Origin of the sequence: Niveispirillum irakense DSM 11586 (genome assembly GCF_000429645.1) — a bacterium.
GTDB classification, from domain to species: Bacteria; Pseudomonadota; Alphaproteobacteria; order Azospirillales; family Azospirillaceae; genus Niveispirillum; species Niveispirillum irakense.
Genome location: NZ_AUCG01000016.1, coordinates 663,085 through 684,028, shown reverse-complemented (window position 1 = coordinate 684,028; position 20,944 = coordinate 663,085). Strand labels below are relative to the sequence as shown.

The window sequence follows — 20,944 nt, the reverse complement described above, 5'->3', positions numbered from 1 at the left end:
ATCGGTGTCAGCCCGCTTTCAGCCGGTCAAGGGCCGCCGTCACGGTCGGCAGGATACGGTTCACGATCACCGCCACCCCTTCGGCGGTCGGATGCATGCCATCCTCCTGGTTCAATTTCGGGTCCATGGCTACCCCATCCAGGAAGAAGGGGTAGAGCGGAATATCATGCTTCTTTGCAAGCTCGGGGTAAATTGCGTCGAACTGCTTGCCATAGGCGCTGCCCAGATTGCGCGGCGCCATCATGCCGGCCAGCACGGCGGGCACGCCGCGTTCTTTCAGCTTGACCAGGATCTTGTCCAGATTGTCGCGCGTGCTGGCGGGGTCGATGCCGCGCAACCCGTCATTGGCCCCCAGCTCCACCAGCACCAGATCGGGCTTGTCAGCTAAAATCCAGTCCAGCCGCGCCAGCCCGCCGGCTGTTGTTTCCCCCGACACACCTGTATTGGGGACGGATACCTGATAGCCCTTTTCCTGCAGCGCCTTTTCCAACTGGCTGGTGAAGGCGGCCTCGCGCGGCAGCTTGTAGCCGGCGGACAGGCTGTCCCCCAGCACCACGATGGTCATGGACTGGCTCTGTTGTGCGGATGCCGGAAAGGATAGCGTGCAGAGCAGCAGAAAAGCCCCGGCCAGCGCGGCCATTCGGTTGAATAAGCGCATCGCGGGGCCATATCGCTTCGGGTTGAACATCATTTGGGATCTCATCATGGCGCAGCCTGTTCCTCCGGCCGATTCCGTCGTCGCATTGACCCGGGTCCACCTTAAGCTGGAGAGCGAGGCGGGCAGCGTCAACATCCTGAAAGGAATCGATCTCGCGATCGGGCGGGGGGAGAAGGTGGGTGTGGTCGGCCCCAGCGGGTCGGGCAAATCCTCCATGATGATGATTTTGGGCGGGCTGCAGCCGCCCAGCAGCGGCTCTGTCCGGGTGAATGGGCATGAATTGACCCGCATGGACGAGGATGCGCTGGCCCGCTTTCGCCGGGACGAGGTGGGCATCGTCTTCCAGAGCTTCCATCTGATCCCGACCATGACGGCGCTGGAGAATGTGGCCATTCCGCTGGAATTTGCCGGATTGCCCGATGCCTTTGACCGCGCCCGGCGCGGGCTGGAGGCGGTGGGGCTGGCCCATCGGTTGAGCCATTATCCCGGCCAACTGTCCGGTGGTGAACAGCAGCGTGTGGCGCTGGCCCGCGCCTTTGCGCCGGAGCCGGCCTTGCTGCTGGCGGATGAGCCGACGGGCAATCTGGATGGCGATACGGGCCGCAAGGTGATTGACCTGATGTTCGGCATGGCCGACCGGTTGGGCACCACCATCGTGCTGATCACCCATGACCCGTCACTGGCCGACCAGTGCGACCGGGTAATCCGGCTGGTGGATGGGCTGATCGTGTCCGACAGTACAGCCGACCGTCTCGCGGCGGTGACGCCATGAGTGTGACGACCCTGCCCGGCAGCACCACCCGCCCCGCCACCGACCGGGGCTTCCTGCCGCAACTGGCCATGGCGTTCCGCATCGCACGGCGGGAATTGCGCGGTGGCCTGTCCGGCTTCCGTATCTTCATCGCCTGTCTGGCCATCGGCGTCGGGGCTATTGCCACGGTGCAGTCGATCTCCGCCGGGATCACGGACAGTTTGCGCAGTGACGGGCGGGCCATCCTGGGCGGCGATGTCGCCGCGCGCATCCTGTACCGGGAAGCAACACCCGAACAGATGCAATGGCTGGCCGCGCGTGGCCAGGTGCTGACCACATCGGAAATGCGGGCCATGGCGCGCGACCCGGCGGATGCCGGGCACAGCGCGCTGGTGGAGCTGAAATCGGTCGGCACCGCCTATCCGCTTTATGGTGATTTCCAGATCCAGGGCCCGGACGGCCAGCCCCAGACTGTGGATATCCAGCAGGTGCTGGCGGAGAAGGAGGGCCGGTTCGGCGCGGTGATCGAGGATACGCTGGCCACCCGGCTGGACCTGAAGCCCGGTGATGATGTCGGGATCGGGGAATTGACCGTGCAGGTGCGCGGCATCATCGCGTCCGAACCGGACAAGGCCGGGTCCGGCAGCTTCACGCTCGGCCCCCGCATGATGGTGTCGGAAGCGGCCCTGAAGCGGACGGACCTGATCCAGCAGGGCAGCCTGATCACCTGGTCTTATCAGGTGAAGCTGCATGATGGCGTCAGCGTGGACCAGTTCCGCGATCAGGCTAAGGCGGAGATGGCAGACGCTAACTGGCGCCTGCGCGATTACACCAATGCCTCCCCCCAGCTTTCCCGCTTCATTGACCGGCTGGCCTTGTTCCTGACCCTGGTCGGGTTGACGGCTTTGCTGGTCGGTGGCGTCGGCGTCGGTAATGCGGTGCGGGCCTATCTGGATACCAAATCTGCCACCATCGCCACGCTGAAATGCCTGGGCGCGCCGGGGGCTTTGATCTTCCAAGTCTATCTGATCCAGATCCTGGCGCTGGCCGGCGTGGGCATCGCCATCGGCCTTGTCATCGGGGCGTTGGCCCCGCTGCTGACGGGCCAAGCCCTGGCAGGCTTGCTGCCGATTACGGCGCGGATCGGGGTCTATCCCGGTGCGCTGGCCATGGCGGCCTGTTTCGGCCTGCTGACGGCATTGGCCTTCTCGCTCTGGCCTTTGGGCCGGGCGCGGCAGGTGCCGGCCATCGCCCTGTTCCGCGATCTGGTGCAGAAGGTTGGCGGCCGGCCCGGCCCGGCCTATCTGGTCGCCATCGCCCTGTCCGGGCTGGGGCTGGCGGCGCTGGCCATTGTCACGGCGCGGGAGCAGGGCTTTGCCGCCGCCTTCGTCCTTGGCTCGGCGGCGACGCTGGGCCTGTTCTGGGCCTCGGGCTGGGTGATCACCCGGCTGGCCCGCGCCATGGGGCGGCCGCGTAACCCCGTGCTGCGGCTGGCCGTGACCAATATCCACCGGCCGGGCAACCCGACCAGTGCCGTGGTCCTGTCGCTGGGGCTGGGGTTGACCGTGCTGGTCGCCATTGCCTTGATTGAAGGTAATTTCCGGCGCGAGGTGCAGGACAAGCTGCCGGTCGATGCCCCCTCCTTCTTCTTCGTTGATATCCAGGGCGATCAGGCGGATGCCTTCCGCCGCACCGTGCTGGCCGTGCCGGGTACCGAAGACCTGAACATGGTGCCCAACCTGCGCGGTCGCGTCGTCGCCGTGAATGGCGTCAATGCCGAGGATGCGGTCAAGGACAAGCAGCATGCCTGGGTGCTGAACGGCGATCGCGGCGTCACCTATCAGGCCGAAGCGCCGGCGGATGACACTGTGCTGGCCGGGCAATGGTGGCCGGCGGATTATCAGGGTCCGCCCAAGCTGGCGATCTATAAGGATATCGCGAACGCTTTCGGCATCGGCCCCGGTGACCGGATGACGCTGAACATCCTGGGCCGCGATATCGAGGGTGAAGTCGCGGTGGTGCGGGAAATTGATTGGGAAAGCGTCACCATCAATTTCACGCTGATCTTCTCCCCCGGTGTGCTGGAGGGGGCCCCCCAGACCTACCTTGCCACTGTTCGCGCCCCGGAAGAGGCAGAAATGCAGGTCCAGCGCGATGTCGCCCGCCAGTTCACGAATATCAGCGCGGTGCGGGTGAAGGATGCGCTGGAAACCATTTCCGGCATCTTGGGCAATGTCGGCATCGCCGTGCGGCTGACGGCGGCGGTGACGCTGGTGGCCGGCACGCTGGTGCTGGCCGGGGCCATTGCCGCCGGGCATAAGCGCCGCGTCTATGATGCCGTGGTGCTGAAAGTGCTGGGGGCCACACGCGGCACGGTGCTGCGCGCCTTCCTGTTGGAATATGGCCTGCTGGGCCTGATGACGGCGGCCTTTGCCGGGGTGCTGGGCACCCTCGTGGCCTGGGGTGTGCTGACCCGGGTGATGGAATTCGATTTCGTCTTCCTGCCCGAATCGGTGCTGCTCACCACGCTGCTCTGTACCGGGATCACCCTCACCCTCGGCTTTATCGGCACCTGGCGGGCGCTGGGCCAGCCGGCGGCCCCGTTGCTGCGTAACGATTGAACGGGCGGGGCGATTTCGCCCCCACCATATGTTCCAAGAAACCGGCGCCCTATCCACAAGATAGGGGCGCCGGTTTTGTTTTTGGCGGTGCAGATGCTATCTGGTTTCCCAGGACTCTCGCTTTTGACTTCATTTTAAATGTCGTTGCTGAATACTAGAGCCAAAGCAGGGGGAGACACCGCTGTGGTTCAGAATATGGTGGGGATGGAAAGGGGCGTGGATGCCGGGCTGAATGCACGGCTGATCGCCTGTTGGCAGGGCGCCCTGCACACGGATGATCCGGAGGAAAGCCGCCGCTGGATGGATATGGCGCAATGGTTGGCCCATCGCGACGATCCGCCGGACGCTGCCCCACCCTACCCCCGCCCGCCCTTTGTGTCGGTTCCCCTGAAGGGGCCAGCTCTGTTGATGCTGGATGATATGCAGGTGATCCGGGGGGAGGCGCACAGCCTGTCGCGTACCAGCGCGGCTTTCTGCTGTGCCGGCCCGGATGATCTTTATCGCGGACAGGAAGGATATCTGACCGTCCGAGGCTGGGCGACGGACCGGCCTGTGCGCATCCTGGATCTGGAACCGGGCCTGATCCGGCTTGTTTTTGTGCCCAAGCCGGTGTGAGCGGTCGGAAATGAAACAGGCGCCGGAACGGGTCCGGCGCCTGCTTTGTACTTTTTGGAAAATGCCGCGAAGCGATCAGGCGTTGCCCTGGGTGTCCATGCCCTGGCCCAGCACCTGACGGCGATACAGCTCCACGAAATCCAGCGGCTGCAGCAGCAGCGGCGGGAAACCGCCCTGCGCCGTCACATCGGCGATGATCTGGCGGGCAAACGGGAACAGCAGCCGCGGCCCTTCGATCAGCAGCACGGCGCGCTGCTGGTCCTGCGGCAGCGGCGGCAGGGTGAAGACGCCGCAATAAACCAGCTCGGCGATGAAGGCGGTGGCGTCGCCGACCGTCGCTTCGGCGCGCAGGCGCAACTGCACCTCGGCCACATTCTCACCCAGGGACTGGCCCTGCAGGTCGACCGACAGGTCGATCTTCGGGGCTTCGTTGCCGGCCATCAGGGAGCGCGGGGCGTTCGGGTTCTCAAAAGAGAGATCCTTGACGTACTGCACATTGACGACGAGCGGCATGGGCGGGGTGCTGGACGTATCGGCGGTTTCGTCGGTGCCGTTGGCAATGGTCTCGTCAGTCATGACTGAAAAGTGCTCCGGTTGCAGGGATCGCAAAGATGGCCAGCATGGCTATTCTGGCCGGGACTAGCACGGAAACCCCCTTTTCGGCAATGATGGCATCACCGGGGGCGGGCTTGACAAGCATCGGCCGGGCGCGCTTAAAACAACCGTACCGTGGTGATTTGGTGACCGGATTGCAGACCACGTAAAAGAAACTGCTAAAAGGTCGAAGCCATTGATCCCCCCGCCCACGGCAGTCGGACAAGCGGCCTCGATCCGGACCGGTCGGGATGTCCTGGGTCGCACGCCTGCGACCACCGGGATTTTGGGAAAAGAGATGGCTATGGATCAGCCCGACGACCTTCACCCCGCCACGCTTCTCGTCCATGGCGGCACCCGCCGCAGCCAGTTCGAGGAGACGAGCGAGGCGATCTTCCTCACCTCCGGTTTCGTCTATGACAGCGCCGATGCCGCCGAGGCGGCGTTCGCCAATGACGGTTCCCGTTTCGTCTATAGCCGGTTCCGCAATCCGACCGTGGCCATGTTCGAGGATCGGCTGGCCCAGTATGAAGGCTATCCGCGCTGCTTTGCCACCGCGTCGGGCATGGCAGCCGTCCATGCCGCCGTTATCGGGCTGCTGAAGGCGGGTGATCGGCTGGTGGCCAGCCGCGCGCTGTTCGGCTCGTGCCTTTACATCGTCAGCGATCTGGCCCGGCGCTTCGGCATCGAAAGCGTGATCATCGACGGCACCAAGCCGGAGGAATGGGAAAAGGCCCTGTCGGTGCCGACCAATCTGGTCTTCCTGGAAACCCCGTCCAATCCCTGCCTGGAAGTGGTGGATCTGGACCATGTGGTGCCGCTGGCGCACAAGGCCGGTGCGCGCGTCGTGGTGGATAATGTGTTCGCCACGCCGGTTTTGCAGAAGCCGCGCCGCTATGGCGTCGATGTCGTCGTCTATTCCGCCACCAAGCATATTGATGGCCAGGGCCGCTGCCTGGGTGGCGCCATCCTGTGCGATGACGAGGTGGCGGGTCTGCTGGCCCCCTATCTGCGCCATACCGGCCCGGCGATGAGCCCGTTCAACGCCTGGACCCTGCTGAAGGGGCTGGAGACGCTGGAACTGCGGGTGAAGGCGCAAAGCGCGTCTGCGCTGAAGGTCGCCACCTTCCTGGAAAGCCACCCGGCGGTGGAACGGGTGCTCTATGCCGGGCTGGACAGCCACCCGCAGCGCGCCCTGCTGAAGCGCCAGATGTCCAGCGGCAGCAACCTGATCTGCTTCCACTTGAAGCCGCATCAGGGCGATGCCAAGGCTGCCGCCTTTGCCACGCTGAACGCGCTGCGCGTCATCAAGATTTCCAACAATCTGGGTGACAGCAAAAGCCTGGCGACCCATCCCGCCACCACGACGCATCAGCGCCTGACGGTGGAGGAAAAGGCCACCCTTGGCATCGGCCCCGGCACCATCCGCCTGTCCGTCGGGCTGGAAGATGCTGACGACCTGATCGCTGACCTGAAGCGCGGCCTGGATACGTTGGTCTGATCCCGTTCCCGGCCCTGGTGATCGCATCAGGGCCGGGGAACGTTACCCCTCAATCAACCGTCAGCAGGCCGCGCACATGGTGCAGGTCGGTGGCGACATGGTGGCACAGGGCGCTGATCTCGTCCGTCGCGGGCAGCATGTCGGGCACCATCACCGCCATCATGCCGGCGGCATGGGCGGCGCGGATGCCGTTATGGCTATCCTCCAGCGCCACACAGGCGGCGGGGTCCACCCCCAGCCGGGCGGCGGCGGTCAGATAGGGTTCCGGATGGGGTTTGCCGCGGCTGACATCATCGCGTGTCACGATGGTGCGGAACCGGTGATGGATGCCGACATGGCGCAGATGTTCATCGGCCTTGGCCCGCCCGGTAGAGGTGGCGACGGCCAGCGGCATGCCGATCCCGTCCAGATGGTCCAGCAGTTCCACCACCCCCTTCATCAATTCCACCTCTGCCAGTAGTTTTTCCATCAGCGGCTGGAAGGCCTGGGTGAAAACGGCGCGCCGTTCCTCCCCACCGAAGAAATCGGACAGCATGGCATAGGTTTCCGGCCAGGGCGTGCCGATGATGCCGGCATAGAAACTTTCGGGCATCGGCTGGCCAATGGCTTCGGCCGCTGCCAGCGTCGCCACCTTCACATGGCGTTCCGTATCGATCAGCAGGCCATCCATGTCAAAGATCACGGCCTGGATGGGCTGGGGAAAGGCGGGGCAGCGCAGAAGCGGCGATGGGGAAAGCGTCATGATGTGATGGCCGGGTAGTGACAGGACAGGGCGGCAAAGGCCGTCCTATCACGCCATCTGTTCGCCGGCCAGTTCCACCCGGTTGCGGCCGGACTGCTTGGCGCAATAAAGCGCGCGGTCGGCCCTGTCCAGCAGGGCGACCAGATTTTCGCTCTCCCCCTGCCATTCGGCGGCACCGATGCTGATGGTCAGCGGGATGGCGTGGCCTTCATGCAGGATCGGGGTGCTGTCGATGACGGCGCGCACCCTTTCGGCCACCCGGCCCGCCGCTTCCAGCCCGGTTTCCGGCAGCAGCACCACCAGTTCCTCCCCGCCATAGCGGGCCAGACTGTCGGCGGTGCGCAGCGTCTCGGCGATCCGGTCCACGGCGTGGCAGATCACCCGGTCGCCGGCATGATGGCCGTAATTGTCGTTGATCAGCTTGAACCGGTCCAGGTCGATCAGCAGCAGGGACAGGGGCCGGCGATGGCGGCAGGCCCGCTCCCGCTCCACCTCCGCCACTTCCATGAAGCGGCGGCGGTTCATGACGCCGGTCAGGCTGTCGATGCTGGCCAGCTTCAGCAGCTTGGCATTCGCCTCGATCAGTTCGCGCGTGCGTTCCGCCACCCGGCTTTCCAGCGTCTGGGTAATGCCGCGCAGGTCGGCATTGGCGCGGCGCAGCCGTTCATACAGCACGATATTGGCCATGCCGGTGGCCAGCTTGGCGGCCAGCACGCCCAATATATCGGCATCCGGCCCCTCCAGCCGGCGGTCGCACTCCAGCAGGGTCAGGAACAGGGTTCCATCCGCGCCGGGCAGGTGCAGGCAGGCCCGGCGCCCCTCCACCCATGTCTGGCCGCCAGCTTCCATCATTGCCAGCGTGTCCAGCAGGGGGGTGCCGGGCAGGGGCAGCGCCGTGCCGGCATAGGCGCCACTGGCAGCCAGCAGGCGATAGCGCGGCGCGTCCAGCGACCCGTCCGCGTCCGGCACCACGGCACAGACCAGCCCATCCACCTGGGTGCCCAGGATCGATCCCGTCTGTTCCAGCATGGTCTGGGCATAGGCTTCCAGGCCCATATCCGGGCGCAGCCGGTCATCCAGCGCGATCATCCGGCGCAGGGCGCGGCGGTTGGCCTCAATCGCCATGATATCATCATAGGCGCGCAGGGCCGCGATGACGGTGGTGTACAGCTTCTGGGCCGTCAGCTCCGTCTTGGCCTTATAATCATTCACGTCGTAATCGACGATCACCCGTTCTTCCGGTGCCTGTCCCGGCTGTCCGGTGCGCAGGATGATGCGAACGGCATTATTGCCCAGTTCGTCGCGGATGGCATGGACCAGCCGCAGCCCGGCATCATCCGTCTCCATCACCACATCCAGCAGGACCAGGGCAATATCGGCTTCGCGTGCCAGCACGTCACGGGCCTCTGCTGCGCTGAACGCATAAAGCAGTTCCAGCCCCCGGTCGCGGAAGCGGACCTTGCGCAGCGCATAGCGCGTGACGGAATGGACTTCCGGGTCATCATCCACGACCAGCAGACGCCAGGGCGCTGTCAGGGGTGATGGGTTTTCCAGTGCTGGCGACGGCTCACCCTTCAGGGAACCATCCGCCGCGAACAGGAAATCATCTTCCATCCCACCCACCTGAACGCTCCCCATGGGGTCATGGATATTGTGCGGGAAAAGACCGGATTCCCCCCTGGTCTGCCCGGCGAACGGGCACGACTATATCGCGACTGCACAAGGAATGCTTGCACTTATTCAATGATTACTGGATCGGTGAAGATGCTGGCGGGGCGGATGCGGCCCCCTTATCCTGGCATCCTGCCGGCCATCCGGCATCTATCCCGTATCAGGAAACAAGGGAGAGGCGGGGACATGTCATCCAGTCATCAGGGGCGTCGGCGTGGCAAGCCCGGCATCCTGCTTCTTTTCGTCGCCATCGTCGCGGCGCTGACCGGCGCCTATGTCTTCGTCTCCCGCAACCAGCCCGGCCCCAAAATGCCCGATAATCCCCAGACATCCACCGGCGAAACCGCCGCCCTGCCCCCGTTGAAGCAGGGCAACTTCCCTGCGGCGCCTGTGGCCAAACAGGTGCCGGTGGAGCATGTGCGCCATGGCGACACCTATATCGACCCCTATGACTGGCTGCGCGACCGCTCCTATCCCCAGGTCGATGATGCCGAGGTGCTGGATTACCTGAAGGCGGAGAATGCCTATACCGAGCAGGTGATGGGCAAGGAGGAGGAAGGGGCCCGCGCCAAGCTGTTCGCTGAACTGAAGGCACGGGTGAAGGAAGATGATAGCGGCGTGCCCTACCAGCGCGGCGGCTTCATCTATCAGGTCCGCTTTTCCGCCGGCCAGGACCACCCGGTCTATCTGCGCCGGCCGCTGGATGCGCCGGAAGGGTCTGAAACTGCCATCCTGGACGTGAATGCGCTGGCCGAGGGCAAGGATTTCTTCGATGTGGAAGCGGCGGAGCCCAGCCCCGATGGCCGCTATCTCGCCTATAGCTACGATGATAATGGCTCGGAGAGCTTCAATGTCATCGTCAAGGATCTGCAAAGCGGCGCGTTGATCGGGGAACCGATCCCCGATACCTCCGGCCCCATCGTCTGGGCCGCAGATAACAAGACCCTGTTCTATGTGCTGCGGGATGAGAGCCAGCGCCCCAAGCGCGTGATGCGCCACACGCTGGGCACGGCCAATGACACGGATGTGGAGGTTTATGAGGAAAAAGACCCGTCCTGGTGGGTGGGCATTTCCGAAAGCCAGTCCGGCCGCTTTATTGAGATCGGCAGCGGCACGCTGGTCGCCAGCGAGACGATGCTGATCCCCAGCGATGATCCCACGGCCGCGCCCAAGGTGGTGATCCCGCGCCGGGACGAGCATCTCTATAGCGTGGCCGACCAGGGCGACAGCCTGTGGATCCTTTCCAACGACAAGCACCTGAATTTCCGGCTGGTGAAGGCCCCCTTGTCCGACTGGTCGGAGAAGAACTGGGAAGAGGTGATGCCGGCCTCGGACCGTCAATACCTGACCGGCCTGCTGGCGCTGAAGGATTGGCTGGTCGTGTTTGGCCGCCAGGACGGCAACCAGCAGGTCTGGGTGCGCGATGCCAAGGGCGACACCCATACGATCGCCTTCCCCGACGCCGCCTTCGCCGTCGGCCCGATGAATAATGCGGTCTATGACACGGGCACCCTGCGCCTGCGCTATAATTCCCTGGTCACGCCGCCGACCACCTATGATTACGATCTGGCCGCCCGCACCCTGACCACCCGCAAGGTGCAGGAAATCCCCAGCGGCTATGATCCTTCGCTCTATACGTCGGAAAGCCTGATGGCGCCGGCGCGCGATGGCACGCTGATCCCCGTCTCCATCGTCTATCGCAAAGACTTCAAGAAGGACGGCAAGGCGCCGCTGCATCTCTATGGCTATGGTTCCTATTCCATCGCCATTGATCCCAGCTTCTCCACCAGCCGCATCGGCCTGCTGGATCGCGGGTTTGCCTATGCAATCGCCCATATCCGCGGGGGCGAGGAGATGGGCCGCCCCTGGCACGATGCTGGGCGGGTGCTGAACAAGCCCAACACCTTCACCGACTTTATCGATGTGGCCCAGTTCCTGGTGAACCAGGGCTATAGCAGCCCCGGCCATATCTCCATCGAGGGCGGGTCGGCTGGCGGCACCCTGATGGGGGCGGTGCTGAACATGGCGTCTGACGGGCTGTTCGCGGGTGCCGTGGCGCATGTGCCCTTTGTCGATGTGCTGAACACCTTGTTCGACGACACGCTGCCGCTGACCGCCAGCGATTATCCGGAATGGGGCAATCCCAACGATCCGGCGGTCTATAATGTCATGAAGACCTACAGCCCCTATGACAATGTGGCCAAGCGCCCCTACCCGCCCCTGCTGATTACGGCGGGCCTCAATGATTATCGCGTCACCTATTGGGAGCCGGCCAAATGGGCGGCACGGCTGCGCACCCTGAAGACGGACGATAATGTCCTGTTGCTGAAGACGGAGATGAGTGCCGGCCATGGCGGCTCCACCGGCCGTTTTGACAAGCTGAAGGAAGTGGCCTTGTCCCAGGCCTTCATCTTGCGCGCCCATGGCATCACGCCGTGAGTGTGGAGGGCCATTATCCGCCCGATGCGCTGAAGGCGGATTGGCTGCGGGCGGGGGCGGGTCTGGCGGTGGCGCTGGGCCCGTTCCTGTTCGTCTGGCCGCATCCGCTGGTGGCCGTGCCGCTGCTGGCGATGGCGGCCCTGTTCTTGATCTTCGCCCTGCGCACGGCGGAACGGCAATGGCTGCGGGTGCGGGCGGATGATGCGGGGTTGCATCTGACAAGCTTGCGCCCGCGCCATATCCCCTGGTCGTGCCTGCAATCGGTCAGGCTGACCTATTATTCCACCAAGCGGGACCGGTCCGGGGGCTGGATGCGGCTGAAAGTGACGGGCGGGGGCCGCAGCATTGCCCTGGAAAGTCAGCTTGCCGGTTTTGATGCGATTGCCGGCAAGGTGGCGGAGGCGGTGATTGAACGCGGGCTGATCCTGGATACGGCCAGCCAGGAAAATTTCCACCATCTGGGCCATTATGTCTGACAGGCCGTTGCCTTGTGTGGATGAGACGAAGGCCCCTGCCCTTTTGGACCGGGTGGCTGACTTGGCGGCGGGATGCGGATGCCCCATCTCTCCCCAAGGGGCATTTCAATTCGGAGATGGGCGATGAAGTTCCTGTCCATGGCCGCCGGTATGGCGGCCCTGCTGGCCCTGCCCCTGTTGGGCGGATGCACCAGCCGCCATGCCGATCTGGTGGCCAGCGCGCCGTCGCGGATGGTGGGCCTGTCGGAAACGGCGCTGCTGTCCTGTGCCGGGGTGCCGCTGCGCCAGGGTACCGGGCCGGATGGCACCCGCTATTTCAGCTACATCATGGATAATGCTGCCGATGATGGCAGCCGTGTCGGCATCGGCCTGGGTGGCGGCGGGGGCCGCGTGGGCGGGGGTATCGGGTTCAGCCTGCCCCTGACCAGTAATGATGAACCGACCTGCGAGGCGCGTTTCGCCCTGCGCGATGGAATTGTTACGTCGCTGCAGTTCCTGCCGCAACGTTATGACACCGACGCCTGTTACGCCATTGTCGAGAATTGCCTTGGCTCCCTTCCTGCCGGACAATAATCAGCGGGGGCGGGACCGACAGGGATCGGTCTGGAGAAGCATACCTGGAGATGATTATTATCAAGGGGTTAGGTTGATGGGCGTTGGGGACGAGGCGGGGGATCGGCCGGACAAGGGGGAACCATCCGATGAGGATAGTAGGCAGCGACGTCAGGCAGTAACCACCCTGCCCCCTGATTTGCCGCGTTTGCAGGCAGATCGTGTCCGGGAAATGGAACGATTGATGCGCGGTGCGGCCGCCTTTGCCCGTGGCGAATCGTCGCAGTAAGGGCTTGCTGATAGAAGCTGTCACATTGAAGGGCGCAGCGCTTGCTGCACCCTTCAATCCATGCCTTCAGCTCACCGCCGGCGTCACGCCACGGGGCAGCAGCAGCCAGTAACGGCCATTGCTCTTCATCAGGCCGGCGCGGTTTTCCGCGTCCTTGCCGTGACCCCAGAACAGGTCACCCCGCACGGGCCCCCGGATGGCGCCGCCCGTATCCTGGGCTACCAGCAGGCGGCGGATGGGGCTGGGTGCGCCCAGCGGATCATCCGCTTCCAGCCAGACCGGCACGCCATAGGCAATGAAGTTCCGGTCCACGGCCAGTGACCGGCCCGGCGTCAGCGCTACGCCCTGGGCGCCCACCGGCCCGTCGCCATCCAGCTTGCGGAAAAAGACATAGGACGGGTTGGCCTGCATCAGCCCCAGCGCCTCACCCGGATGGGCATCCAGCCAGGCCCGGATGGACTGCATCGACACTTCTTCGCGCGTCAGCGCGCCGCGTGCCACCAGTTCCCGGCCAATGGCGACATAGGGATGGCCATTCTGCCCATCATAACCGACGCGGATTTCCTTGCCATCGGGCAGGGTCACCCGGCCCGATCCCTGGATGGCCAGGAAAAAGGCATCAACCGCATCATCGACATAGAGCAGTTCCAGCCCCTTACCGGCCAGGGCGCCGGCATCAATGGCCTTGCGGTCGGCATAGGGGCGCAGGCGCCCCTCCTCTACCCGACCGGCGATCCGCTCCCCCTTAAACTGGGGACGGAATTCCCCTAGATCGACCATGACCAGATCGGCCGGGCGCTTATACAGCGGATGCTGATAACGGCCCTGCTTGGTCAGGCTGCCGCGCAGCGCGCTTTCATAATAGCCGGTGAACAGGCCCTTCTCATCGCTGTTATTGGCGGCAACCCAGGGCTGGAACCAGCGTTCCACATAGGCGCGGGCGGCGGCGTCATTGCCGCGCGGCACGGCGGCCAGCGCTTCGCAGGGGGCCTTCCAGTCCTGGATACGGCCCATGGCGCCATCCGGCCCCAGGGCACGGTCGGCGGGCTGGCGCATCAACCGCTCGCAGCTTTTTGCCAGCGCGGGCAGGGCTTCGGCCTGCCGGTCGGCGGTCCAGCCCGGCAGATCGGTGAAGGTTGCCGCGCGCAGGGTCAGCTTCGGTACCGGCGCCACCGGCCCTGCCGTACCCGGTTTCGCGGGTTCTGCCGGCGGGCGCACCTGGGTGCAGGCGGTGAAAAGGCCCAGCGACAGGACAAGGGCCAGACCGGTCAGCAGGCGCGACGGATAACGCATCGGTAACCTTCAAACGACGGGGAATGGTGGGTAAGGGCGGGGCGGAGGGTGCGCGGCGGCGCGGGCACCAAGACAGCAAAAAGGGGTGGCGTCGGGCCACCCCTTGGCAATGCGGTCCAGCCTTATTCGGGCGTGCGGGTTTCGCTCAGCAGCCAGTTCGGGTCGCTGGCGCGCGTATTACGGCTGAAGGTCCAGATATCCACCACTTCTTCCGGACGATCAGGATCGCCATCGATGATGTCGCCGGCGGCGTTGCGGGTGACATGGGTCTGATGGCTGGTGAAGGTGACGGTGCAGTGGGCGTGGCGCCCTTCCAGGCGCGCGGCGCTCAAATCCACCATCTCAATGCTGTGGATGCGGCTTTCCAGCGTTTCCCCAGCCTGCTGGCGCTGCCGGATGGCGGCGGCGAACCGGTCATAGACATCATCGGCCAGCAGCGGGCGCAGCGTGGCGGTATCACCAGCCGCGAAGGCACCGACGATCATCTCGAACGCGCCACGGGCGCCGGCGATGAACCCTTTTTCGGAGAAATTCGGATCGGCGGCCTGGATCAGGCGCACGCCATCCAGGACCGAGACGGGGCCATCGACCGGCGGCAGGTCCGGCATATCCCGCCGGCCCGGCAGGTTGATGACATTGTCGCCATCATTGGTGGGGCCCTGCGGCGCATCGGCGCGCGCGTCACCCTGGCGCTGGGCCAGGGGGTTGGGCCGTTCGCGTTCTTCGCCATGGCGGCGCCCCAGCACATTGCGGAGCCGGTAGATGAAGAAAGCCGCAACCATGGCAAAGATCACGATTTCCAGCAAAGCGGAGCCTCCACCCATGCGACGCCCATCCAATCCAATTGCCAAGCCAACGACGTTTCGCGCCCGGTTCTGATGCCGGCCCTTCAACTGACGAGTGTGCGGCATTATATCTGGAAGGAACGGCGCTGGCGCCAAAAGGTGCCCGCTATTTCTTCCATCTGTCCTTTTGGTGCGCGATCAGCGCCCCAAAGGCATATAATGCCGCGCAATCTGGTATCAGGGGCGGCATCGCCACCCGCGTCCTGTTGTTTTAGATAGGCCCTGAACCCGGAAAGAGCAAGGAGCCCATGCGTTTCCTGTTACCCCTATTGCTTCTGCCCCTGGTGGAGATCGCTGGATTTGCCTGGGTAGGCAGTGAGATCGGCGTGCTGAACACCCTGATGCTGGTGCTGCTGTCGGCCATTCTAGGCGTGCTGATCCTGCAGCGTCAGGGTCTGGAGGCACTGCGCAAGGCCCAGGGGCGCATGCAGGCCGGGGAAGCGCCGCTGCGCGATGCGTTCGACGGGCTGTGCTTCGCCCTGGCGGGCATATTGCTGCTGATCCCCGGTTTCGTCACCGACCTGATGGCGCTGGCCCTGTTCCTGCCGCCGCTGCGCACCATGCTGTACCGCCGTCTGTCGGTGCTGGTGGCCAATGGCACGGTGCATATGTCCGCAAGCTATGACCCCGGCACCGGGCAACCGCGCTCCCGTACCAGCACCGTGATTGATGCCGATTATGTGGAGGTCAACCGACCCGGTCCGCCGCCGGATCAGGAAGAACTGCCGCCGCCGGACAGCCGCTGGCGCCCGCCATCCCCCTGATCCAGCACGCCAAGGCCGCGCAGGCTGGCGGTGACGGCAGCATCCCAATCGGTATGCGGCTCTGCCCCCAGCAGGGCGCGGAGCCTGCTATTGCCCATCCGCACCGGCTGCTGCCACAGATACCGCATCTCCAGCAGTTCCCGGAACAGGGGCACAAAGGGGGATAGCAGGCGCATCATCCACCAGGGCATGGCGCGGACGGGCAGGTCTGGCCGTCCGATGGCCCGACGGATTGCCTGTACCATCTGCGTGCCATCGCCATCCCAATGCCCTTCCATGTTGAAGGCTGCGAAGGCGGGAAGCGTGTCGCCCCGTTCCATCAGCAGGGCCATGGTCTCGGCCACATCGGGCAGATAGGCCCATTGATGGCCGATGCCGGGTTTGCCCGGATAGGTGATGGCCCGCATGGAACGGCCCGGTTTCACCATCGCCTGCGAGAACCAGTTATTCCCCGGTTGCGGGCCAAAGAAATCGCCCGCGCGCACCACAAGGCAGGCGACGCCCGTATCAGCGGCCCGCCGTAACCGGGCTTCCATCTCCACACGGATACGGCCTTTGGCTGTTTGCGGGTTCTGGGGTGCGTCCTCGTCCGGGTCGGGAAAGGCATCGGGGCCAAAGACATAGACATTGCCCGGCAGCAGCAGGCGGGCCCCGTGCCGGCGGGCGGCAAGGATGGAATGATCCAGCATCGGCAGCACCAGCCGGTCCCAATCACGATATCCGGGCGGGTTGACGGCATGGACAATCCAGTCCACGCCCGTGGCCGCGGCGACCACATCCGCCGCCACCATCGCGTCGCCCGGTACCCACTCGATCCCCGTGCCGCTTTGCCGCCCCTGCGGCTGGCGATGCATGGCGCGCACGGCCCAGCCGCCAGCCAGCAGACGGCGCGCCAATGTGCCGCCAATCCCGCCCGTGGTGCCCAGGATCAATGCAGTCTTGGCCTTGGTCATGATCGTCTTCTTCCCTGTCTCCAGCCAGATGCCGTGGTGACAGGATCACCTGGGTAGGCGATAAAGGAAATTAGATGAAATTATAGCGATGCTATAGAAAAACCGATGAACATAGCGGACCCGGGCTGGGACCTTTATCGCAGCTTTCTCGCCGTCATGCGGGAGGGTTCCCTTTCGGCTGCGGCGCGTACGCTGGGCCTGACCCAGCCGACCCTGGCCCGCCATATTGACCTGCTGGAACAGGCGCTGGGATGCGGCCTGTTCACCCGGTCTCAACGGGGGCTGGCGCCCACCGATGCCGCCCATGCCCTGTTGCCGGATGCGGAAAGCCTGGCCGCGACAGTCGCGGCAATGCGGCGGACCGCCAGCGGCCATGGCCGGGAAGGCGTCATCACCGGTCATGTGCGCATCAGCGCCAGTGAAGTGGTGGGGGCGGAATTGCTGCCGCCGATCCTGGCGGACCTCAACCAGCGGCATCCGGGCCTTGTTGTCGAACTGGTCCTGAGCAATCAGGTCGATGATCTGCTGCTGCGGCAGGCGGATATTGCGGTCCGGATGGTGGCGCCGGCCCAGGACAGTCTGCTGGCCCGGCATGTCGGCGTTGTGCGCCTGGGCCTTTATGCCCATCGCCGATATCTGGACCGGCGCGGTGTACCGGAAAGCTGGGCCGACCTCGCCAGCCATAGCGTGATCGGTTACGACCGGGAAACGCCAGCCATCCGCGCCATGCGGGAACGGGCAGGCATTGTCATGCCGCCCTTTTCCCTGCGCGCGGATAGTGATCTTGCGCAACTGGCGGCCATCCGGGCGGGTTTTGGCATCGGCATTTGCCAAAGCCTGCTGGCGCAGCGTGATCCGGCACTGGTGCGGCTGCTGGCCGACCAGTTCCAGATGAACCTGGATACATGGATCGCCATGCACGAGGATCTGCGCCAGGAGCCGCGCTGCCGGGCGGCCTTCGATGCGCTGGCCGAGGGGCTGGTTTCCCTGCTGCGGTCGCAGGAAGGTCAGCCGTAGCGGCGCCTGGCTTCCAGCGTCAGCCCATAGCCGACGGCGCCGAACTTGTCGCCTTCCACAATGCGGGCCTGGGGCAGGGCGCCGGTAATGGCGGCCCGCACGGCGGGCAGCAGGGTGGAACCGCCGGTCAGGAACACAGCGTCAATCCGGTCAGTCGTGATGCCCGCCTGTGTCAGGCAGTCCGCCGTCATGGCCCCCAGCCGTGCCACGGGGTCGGCCACGGCGCGGGCAAGGCCTGCACGGCTGGCGGGGGCCTTAAGCCCGTCTTCCACCAGCGACAGGTCCACCGCCACCTCATCGGCATCCGACAAGGCGATCTTGGTTTCTTCCACCTTCATGGCCAGGGCGTGGCCCAGATGCTGTTCCAGTACGGTGGCCAGACGTTCCAGCAATTCCGGCTGCTGGACTTCGCGGGTCAGGCGGCGCACATCGGCCAGTACGCCCGGCGCATACAGGAAGTTGATCTTGGCCCAACTGGCCAGATCGACAAACAGATGGTTGGGGGTCAGCAGGCCGGCCCGGTTCAGCGGCGCGCGATAGCCCAGATGCGGCATCACCGCTTCCAGGCTCAGCAGCCGGTCGAAATCCGTACCGCCGATGCGCAGGCCGTCATTGGCCAGGATATCATCCACCCGGTCGGGCTTGCCGGCCCGGTCCGGCCCGATGCGGACAATGGAAAAGTCCGAGGTGCCGCCGCCAATATCGGCGATCAGGGCAATCTCTTCCCGCGTGATCTGCGCCTCATAGGCCAGGGCCGCGGCGATCGGTTCATACTGAAAGCTGACATCCTGGAAGCCGCAGGACCGGGCGATTTCCGCCAGTGCGGTTTCCGCCCGTGCATCGCCCGCCGCATCCCCATCCACAAAATGGACCGGGCGGCCATGGACGACATGGGTCAGTTCCCGCCCCGCGGCCTGTTCCCCCACTTCCTTGATATGGCGGATCACCAGCCCGATCACATCGCGAAAGCCGATGCGCCGGCGGCCCAGCAGCGTTTCTTCATCAATCAGGCTGGTGCCCAGCACTGATTTGATCGACCGCATCAGCCGCCCCTCACCGCCCGCGACATAGGACCGGATGGCCGCCCGGCCAAAAGCCGGCCGATGCGTCTCGAAATCAAAGAAGATGGCGCTGGGCAGGGTGGTGTGATCCCCCTCCAGCGCCACCAGGGCCGACTGGTTGTGCCCGGCAATGCCCAGGGTGGAATTGGAGGTGCCGAAATCAAGGCCGCAAGCCGTCATCATCAACATCTTTCGACCGGCGCACCCTGGCGGGCATACCGGTTCAACGGGGGGATGCAAGCGGCGCTGCGGCCGGGTCGCCAAAAGGGGCAGTGTTGCTAAAGGATGGACAGCCTGCCGTCAAGAGAGGGGATGCGCCAGCCCGGTTGCCAGCCGCGCCAGGGGGCGTTATGTCCTGGATATCGACCTTTATCCTTCTTCACCTCGTCTTTCCCCTTAAAGCCGGTGCCTTGATGACGCCGTTTGGTGACCGTGTCCGCCGCCTGCGGGAACGCAAGGGCGTTTCCCTGAAACAGATGGCCACGGAACTGGAAATCAGCTCCGCCTATCTTTCTGCCCTGGAACATGGCCGCAAGGGGCTGCCCTCGCCCATGCTGCTGCGCCAGATCTGCACCTATTTCGGTCTGATCTGGGACGAGGCGGAGGAGATGGAGCGGCTGGCCGCCTATAGCGATCCCCGCGCCATTGTGGATACGGCCGGGCTGACGCCGGACCATACGCTGCTGGCCAATATGCTGGCCCGGCGGGTCAATCTTTTGTCAGCGTCGGATCTCGCGGCGATCCTGGCCGTGCTGCGCCGGCATGACCGTGGTTCCCCCTGATTGGCGCCATAAAGGATATCCGGTCGCCAGGGGCTGCAAATTTTTGCCGCCTCTCCCTTCCCTTTGATGTAAGTTGGCGTCCATATGCTGGGCCAATAATTCGCCGCTGACCATTTTCCGGAGCCGACCGACATGCCTTCCCGCCTTGAACAGCTTTGCGTCCAAAAGGGCTTGAAGATGACCGAGCAGCGCCGCGTCATCAGCCGCGTCCTGTCGGACAGCCAGGACCACCCGGATGTGGAGCAGGTATACCGGCGGGCCATCGAGATCGATCCGCATATCTCCATCGCCACGGTCTATCGCACCATGCGTCTGTTTGAAGAGGCGAATGTGATCGAGCGTCTGGATTTCGGTGACGGTCGCGCCCGCTACGAGGAAGCGCGCGACGAACATCACCACCACCTGATCGATGTGCAGACCGGCGCCGTGGTGGAATTTTCCAGCGAGGAGCTGGAGCTGATCAAGGAAAAGATCGCCGACGAGCTGGGCTATAAGCTGATCGGTCACCGGCTGGAACTTTACGGCGTGCGCAAGGATCGCGTCAGCTCCCTGCCCACGGCCAATATCACCAGTTTCCCCAAGGTTTGATCCATCATGTGCCATGACCGGGCAGGGGATGGTGGCGGCGGTCGCGATTGCTGCCGCCTGGCGGTGACACGGGCCTACCGGGAAATGCAGGCCAGTGGCGCGCCCGACAGCCACTGCCTGGACGCGGCCTTGACAGTCTATCGCTGGCACCATCCCGAAGCGTCGCCCCCCAAGGCGGAGGATATCGTTTCCGCCTGGATAGGGCAGGTCACCCTGCATTGATGCGGGGACGCGGGGTTATTACGATAAAACTATAATGCGGCGGGATGGCCCGCTGCTGAACGCCGGCCATCCCGTCCTGTAAGCGGATCAGCAGGAGCCGACAGCCTTGCGGCTGCGCAGGTCGCCGAAATGGCTGTTGACCGGGGCCGAGGCGGCGCGGGCCGCATCTTCAGCCGCCAGGGCCGCCAGGGCCAGAAACTCGGCCAGATCACCCATATGGGACCGTTTGGCGTCCTGAACCAGACTTTCCAGGCAGCGCTTGATGGCAATGGCCACCTCCCGCTCTCCGCCAGCCGTCTGCATCAGGCCATCGTCTATTTCAGCATTCTTGCTTGAATAGGTCATGGTACTTCGCCCCCGCGTTGACCCTAACCTTTCGGTTAGCCCTTGTGGCGGCAATAATACACATTATTCCGGCCATTTGGGAGACATAAACGCATTAATATTTCGTGTCTCATAATAGATCAATCATTGATTACTGAAAGATGGGCGGCAAACGCTGGTTGTGCT

At 64.5% G+C, this 20,944-nt stretch carries 22 protein-coding genes and 1 riboswitch; of the genes, 13 read left to right on the top strand and 9 right to left on the bottom strand.

Annotated elements, in window-relative coordinates; all coding sequences use genetic code 11:
* Positions 1-7 precede the first annotated feature (7 nt).
* A complete protein-coding gene (locus G473_RS0106695) occupies positions 8-706 on the bottom strand; it encodes an arylesterase (RefSeq protein WP_245580003.1) in 699 nt (232 codons plus the stop codon).
* On the opposite strand from G473_RS0106695, the gene G473_RS0106690 reads away from it, so the two are divergent.
* The 3 genes from G473_RS0106690 (at position 705) to G473_RS0106680 (ending at position 4,645) form a co-directional block, all read left to right on the top strand.
* Complete coding sequence (locus G473_RS0106690; protein WP_029012466.1) at positions 705-1,430, top strand: ABC transporter ATP-binding protein; 726 nt, start codon at positions 705-707, stop codon at positions 1,428-1,430. The two genes, G473_RS0106695 and G473_RS0106690, sit on opposite strands and share 2 nt — an antisense overlap.
* A complete protein-coding gene (locus G473_RS0106685; RefSeq protein ID WP_169728469.1) occupies positions 1,427-4,030 on the top strand; it encodes an ABC transporter permease in 2,604 nt (867 codons plus the stop codon). The genes G473_RS0106690 and G473_RS0106685 overlap by 4 nt, the downstream gene beginning before the upstream one ends.
* A gap of 183 nt (positions 4,031-4,213) precedes the next feature.
* The gene (locus tag G473_RS0106680; protein ID WP_154667284.1) at positions 4,214-4,645 is read left to right on the top strand and encodes a hypothetical protein; all 432 of its coding nucleotides are present in this window, start codon (positions 4,214-4,216) and stop codon (positions 4,643-4,645) included.
* Positions 4,646-4,720: 75 nt separating this feature from the next.
* Here the strand turns inward: G473_RS0106680 and secB are convergent, their stop codons facing one another.
* A complete protein-coding gene (gene secB, locus G473_RS0106675; RefSeq protein ID WP_029012463.1) occupies positions 4,721-5,221 on the bottom strand; it encodes a protein-export chaperone SecB in 501 nt (166 codons plus the stop codon).
* A gap of 143 nt (positions 5,222-5,364) precedes the next feature.
* A riboswitch (SAM riboswitch) is annotated at positions 5,365-5,442 on the top strand.
* 95 nt (positions 5,443-5,537) lie between these two features.
* Here secB and metZ point away from each other — a divergent pair.
* On the top strand, positions 5,538-6,740 hold the full coding sequence (gene metZ / locus G473_RS0106665) for an O-succinylhomoserine sulfhydrylase (RefSeq protein ID WP_029012462.1): 1,203 nt from the start codon (positions 5,538-5,540) through the stop codon (positions 6,738-6,740).
* Between the two features lie 49 nt (positions 6,741-6,789).
* Here the strand turns inward: metZ and G473_RS0106660 are convergent, their stop codons facing one another.
* The gene (locus G473_RS0106660; RefSeq protein WP_051329952.1) at positions 6,790-7,482 is read right to left on the bottom strand and encodes an HAD family hydrolase; all 693 of its coding nucleotides are present in this window, start codon (positions 7,480-7,482) and stop codon (positions 6,790-6,792) included.
* 48 nt (positions 7,483-7,530) lie between these two features.
* The gene (locus G473_RS0106655) at positions 7,531-9,096 is read right to left on the bottom strand and encodes a diguanylate cyclase (RefSeq protein WP_029012460.1); all 1,566 of its coding nucleotides are present in this window, start codon (positions 9,094-9,096) and stop codon (positions 7,531-7,533) included.
* A gap of 243 nt (positions 9,097-9,339) precedes the next feature.
* On the opposite strand from G473_RS0106655, the gene G473_RS0106650 reads away from it, so the two are divergent.
* The 4 genes from G473_RS0106650 to G473_RS30235 all read left to right on the top strand — a co-directional run bounded on the left by G473_RS0106650 (position 9,340) and on the right by G473_RS30235 (position 12,909).
* Positions 9,340-11,592, top strand: coding sequence for a S9 family peptidase (locus G473_RS0106650; protein ID WP_245580002.1), 2,253 nt, complete (start codon positions 9,340-9,342; stop codon positions 11,590-11,592).
* Positions 11,589-12,068 (top strand): hypothetical protein, encoded by a 480-nt coding sequence (locus G473_RS25480; RefSeq protein ID WP_154667283.1) that lies wholly within the window; start codon positions 11,589-11,591, stop codon positions 12,066-12,068. Before G473_RS0106650 ends, G473_RS25480 begins: the two co-directional genes overlap by 4 nt.
* 123 nt (positions 12,069-12,191) lie before the next feature.
* Complete coding sequence (locus G473_RS25475; protein WP_051329950.1) at positions 12,192-12,641, top strand: hypothetical protein; 450 nt, start codon at positions 12,192-12,194, stop codon at positions 12,639-12,641.
* Positions 12,642-12,717: 76 nt separating this feature from the next.
* A complete protein-coding gene (locus G473_RS30235) occupies positions 12,718-12,909 on the top strand; it encodes a hypothetical protein (RefSeq protein ID WP_154667282.1) in 192 nt (63 codons plus the stop codon).
* Positions 12,910-12,975: 66 nt separating this feature from the next.
* Here G473_RS30235 and mltA read toward each other — a convergent pair whose 3' ends face one another.
* Positions 12,976-14,202 carry a murein transglycosylase A gene (gene mltA / locus G473_RS0106635; protein ID WP_029012458.1) on the bottom strand — a complete coding sequence of 409 codons (1,227 nt, stop codon included), beginning with the start codon at positions 14,200-14,202 and terminating at the stop codon, positions 12,976-12,978.
* A 122-nt stretch (positions 14,203-14,324) separates the two neighbouring features.
* Entirely contained in the window at positions 14,325-15,026 is a 702-nt protein-coding gene (locus tag G473_RS0106630; RefSeq protein ID WP_029012457.1) for a Tim44/TimA family putative adaptor protein, read from the bottom strand.
* Positions 15,027-15,295: 269 nt separating this feature from the next.
* Here G473_RS0106630 and G473_RS0106625 point away from each other — a divergent pair, with 269 nt between their 5' ends.
* Positions 15,296-15,811, top strand: coding sequence for an FxsA family protein (locus G473_RS0106625; protein ID WP_029012456.1), 516 nt, complete (start codon positions 15,296-15,298; stop codon positions 15,809-15,811).
* Here G473_RS0106625 and G473_RS25470 read toward each other — a convergent pair.
* A complete protein-coding gene (locus G473_RS25470; RefSeq protein WP_051329949.1) occupies positions 15,760-16,764 on the bottom strand; it encodes an NAD-dependent epimerase/dehydratase family protein in 1,005 nt (334 codons plus the stop codon). The two genes, G473_RS0106625 and G473_RS25470, sit on opposite strands and share 52 nt — an antisense overlap.
* A gap of 105 nt (positions 16,765-16,869) precedes the next feature.
* Here G473_RS25470 and G473_RS0106615 point away from each other — a divergent pair, with 105 nt between their 5' ends.
* Entirely contained in the window at positions 16,870-17,781 is a 912-nt protein-coding gene (locus tag G473_RS0106615) for a LysR family transcriptional regulator (RefSeq protein WP_029012455.1), read from the top strand.
* Here G473_RS0106615 and G473_RS0106610 read toward each other — a convergent pair.
* The gene (locus tag G473_RS0106610; RefSeq protein ID WP_245580001.1) at positions 17,772-19,025 is read right to left on the bottom strand and encodes an Hsp70 family protein; all 1,254 of its coding nucleotides are present in this window, start codon (positions 19,023-19,025) and stop codon (positions 17,772-17,774) included. The genes G473_RS0106615 and G473_RS0106610 overlap by 10 nt on opposite strands.
* A 230-nt stretch (positions 19,026-19,255) precedes the next feature.
* Here G473_RS0106610 and G473_RS0106605 point away from each other — a divergent pair, with 230 nt between their 5' ends.
* From G473_RS0106605 to G473_RS0106595, 3 genes are all read left to right on the top strand, one after another.
* Positions 19,256-19,624 carry a helix-turn-helix domain-containing protein gene (locus G473_RS0106605; RefSeq protein WP_029012453.1) on the top strand — a complete coding sequence of 123 codons (369 nt, stop codon included), beginning with the start codon at positions 19,256-19,258 and terminating at the stop codon, positions 19,622-19,624.
* A 132-nt stretch (positions 19,625-19,756) separates the two neighbouring features.
* Positions 19,757-20,212: a Fur family transcriptional regulator gene (locus G473_RS25465; protein ID WP_051329948.1), complete on the top strand. Its 456-nt coding sequence runs from the start codon at positions 19,757-19,759 to the stop codon at positions 20,210-20,212.
* 6 nt (positions 20,213-20,218) lie between these two features.
* Positions 20,219-20,434: a hypothetical protein gene (locus G473_RS0106595; RefSeq protein ID WP_029012452.1), complete on the top strand. Its 216-nt coding sequence runs from the start codon at positions 20,219-20,221 to the stop codon at positions 20,432-20,434.
* Positions 20,435-20,521: 87 nt separating this feature from the next.
* Here the strand turns inward: G473_RS0106595 and G473_RS25460 are convergent, their stop codons facing one another.
* Complete coding sequence (locus G473_RS25460; RefSeq protein ID WP_035705488.1) at positions 20,522-20,779, bottom strand: hypothetical protein; 258 nt, start codon at positions 20,777-20,779, stop codon at positions 20,522-20,524.
* Between the last annotated feature and the right edge of the window lie 165 nt (positions 20,780-20,944).